This window comes from Steroidobacter sp., assembly GCF_016790065.1.
Taxonomy (GTDB): Bacteria; Pseudomonadota; Gammaproteobacteria; order Steroidobacterales; family Steroidobacteraceae; genus Steroidobacter.
The window spans coordinates 1-2,812 of record NZ_JAEUPY010000086.1; the positions used below are offsets into that span (position 1 = coordinate 1).

3 protein-coding genes are annotated in these 2,812 nt (G+C 60.0%); all 3 read right to left on the reverse strand.

Annotation, left to right across the window (positions count from 1 at the left end; translation table 11 throughout):
* Positions 1-144: 144 nt before the first annotated feature.
* The gene (locus JNL55_RS03480; protein WP_293849303.1) at positions 145-1,023 is read right to left on the reverse strand and encodes a carbohydrate ABC transporter permease; all 879 of its coding nucleotides are present in this window, start codon (positions 1,021-1,023) and stop codon (positions 145-147) included.
* Entirely contained in the window at positions 1,020-2,318 is a 1,299-nt protein-coding gene (locus tag JNL55_RS03485) for a sugar ABC transporter substrate-binding protein (RefSeq protein ID WP_415923000.1), read from the reverse strand. The genes JNL55_RS03480 and JNL55_RS03485 overlap by 4 nt, the downstream gene beginning before the upstream one ends.
* A gap of 24 nt (positions 2,319-2,342) precedes the next feature.
* The coding region (locus tag JNL55_RS03490; protein ID WP_293849309.1) for a glucoamylase family protein at positions 2,343-2,812 on the reverse strand (470 nt) is incomplete at its 5' end.

Below are 2,812 nucleotides of genomic sequence, written 5' to 3' on the forward strand. Positions count from 1 at the left end.
ACACGGACAACATCCACAGCAGCGGAAAGGCGGTGAGCAACGCGCCAATGATCAGCAGCGTGTTCACAACTATCGCCGCCCGCCTGGTCCCGAGGGACTTCCGCGGCTGCGCTTCCCGAGGCGCACTGCCTTCCGGTCGGCTCATCACCGATCACCCCGCTGACGACCGAGGCGTAACTGGAAGGCCGTGACCAGGAACATCAGCACGAACAGCAAGAACGCCACCGCCGACGCGCGGCCCAGGCTCCACCACTTGAAGCCTTCCTCGTACATGAAATACAGCACGCTCAACGTGCTCTGCAGCGGCCCGCCTTCCGTCATCACATACGGTTCGGCGAACAGTTGGAAGTAGCCCGTCATGGTGAGGATGCTCACCAACAGCAGCACCGGCGCAATGCCGGGAATGGTGATGTGCCGAAACACCTGCCAGCCCGACGCGCCATCGATGCGGGCCGCTTCGTAAAGATCTTCGGGAATGTTCTGTAGCGCCGCCAGCAGAATGATCATGTTGTAGCCGAAGTTCTTCCACACCGCGAGAATCACGATGGCCGGCATGGCCCAATGCGGATCGCCCATCCAATCGATGGGATCGATGCCCAGACCGCTCAAGCCATAGTTCAAGAATCCATAACGCGTATGAAAGATGTAGCGCCACACGACCGCGACAGCCACCAAGGTTGTAACCACCGGAGCGAAGTACACCGTGCGAAAAAAGCCGCGGAATCGGCCCAGTTTGGAGTTCACCAGCAAGGCAGCACCCAGCGACGCACCGATGGACAACGGCACGCCGAGTGCGACGAAGTACAAGGTGTTGCCCAGTGACTTCCAGAACAGTGGGTCCTGCAGCAAGGTCACATAGTTGTGGAAGCCGATGAACCGCAGGTTGCGCCAATCGCTGAGCGCGTACAGATCGAAGTCCGTCACGCTCATGATCAACGCGCCCAGCACTGGCACGAAGAAAAACACGGTCATGACCATGAGCGCCGGACCGACGAACCACCACGCCGCCATGGAGCGCTTCATGACGCCCCCGGCAAGGTGTTTCTATCCAGCATCCAGCGGCGCTTCGCCAGAATCTCATCGGTCTTGCGATCCAGCGCCACCACCGCTTCATCGACGGTCTGCACGCCCTGCACTACTCGCTCTCCAGTGAGTCGCATCTCAGTGGCGATGCGCTCCCACTCCGGCACTTTCGGCGGCGAGCGCACTCGATCAAGCTGCGCCAGATACGCTCGTGCATATGGCGAATCGACCAACGCCGGCATTTGCCACGAGCTACGCCGCGACGGCATGTCGCCCGTGAGATCGTAGAACTGCTGTTGCGTCGACGGTCGAGACAAATACTCCGCCAACAACCAAGCCTCCGCTTTGAGCTGCGACGACTTGAACACCACCAAGCTCGACCCGCCAGCACTGGACAAGCCCGGCCCATCCGGCCCCGGCATGGTCGCCGTCATCCATTCGTTCTGTAGCGCTGCCGGCAGCCGGCGCTTGAACTCGGCAATGTTCCAAGGCCCAGAGATATAGAACGAAAAGAAGCCACGCCCAAACTCATCCCACACATTGGAGATCTGAGTGTTGGTCATGCGGGGCGCCCAGCCTCGCTCGAACAGACTTTCATAAAACGTCAGCGAGCGCCGAAAATCCTGGCCGCGAAAATTACCGAAGCGTCCGTCATCCCGTAACAACTCCGCCGGCAGCTGCAAGCCGAGCACCAACAGCGGCTCGAACTCATTCAACGGCAGCAGCACCGAATAGCGCTCCGGCCCCACGAGCGATTTGATCGCTGCGAGCATCTCGCTCCACTGCTGCCAGGTCTGCGGCGGCTCTGCGAAGCCAGCTTGTCGCAACAAGTCACGGCGGTAGTAAAGTAACCGAGTGTCGACGTACCAAGGAATGCCGAACAAAGTGTCGTCGATCCGATTCGACGCCAGGATGCCGTCGAAATAGTCCTGCAGCTGCACTTCCTTGGAACCCGACACATAACTATCCAGCGGCTCCAACGCATCGAGCGCGGCGAACTCGGGAATCCAAGTGTTTCCCAGCTGACATAGATCGGGCAGCGTTTCGCCGGCGTAGGCAGTGAGTAACTTCTCGTGCGCGACAGTAAACGGCATCTTCTGCACGTTCACTCGGATGTGCGGATATTCCTGCTCGAAACCACGCACCAACTCGGCAGCGACGTCACCTTCGCGCCCGGCGCCCCAAAACTTCAGTTCCTTTTTATCGGACGCACGACCGCAGCCGGCGAGCGCTAGCGCTGCACCGGAGAGCGTGGCAATTGCCTCGCGACGATTCATCGTGGCGGCGGATGGCATCGAGGCCATGCACTGTCCTGAGCGTTATGAGCTGGGTTGCGCAGGTGCGGGTTTGTCCAGCCAGCCGCCGGTGAACCCTGCCCGTTGCAGTCCCCGTCGGATGTGCGGATTGTTCTGCATGATGCTCCAGATCAAGCCGCTGCGATAATTCTCGATCATGGCGACGATGGGCCCCTGGTCGATGCCCAGATAATCATCCGCAATCCAGCCGATGCCCTCGACGATGCGGCCATGGCGCAGCGGCACGTCGGTAAACGTGAAGCTGGGATTCACCGAATCCAGGAAGCCATACTTCTGATACAGATGTTCGCCGAAGCGCGCACGGAACGCGCGAATGGCTGGAATAGCGATCTCTGGCGCAAACGCAATCGAAGCCACCGAGGCTGTCGGAGCAATCGTGCCGTCGTCGAGCAAGTGAATCGACGCTGTGCTGCGAGCTGCGTAAGTGAAGAAGCCGCGCTCTTCGTTGTTATAGATCTGCACTGTGTCCGCGG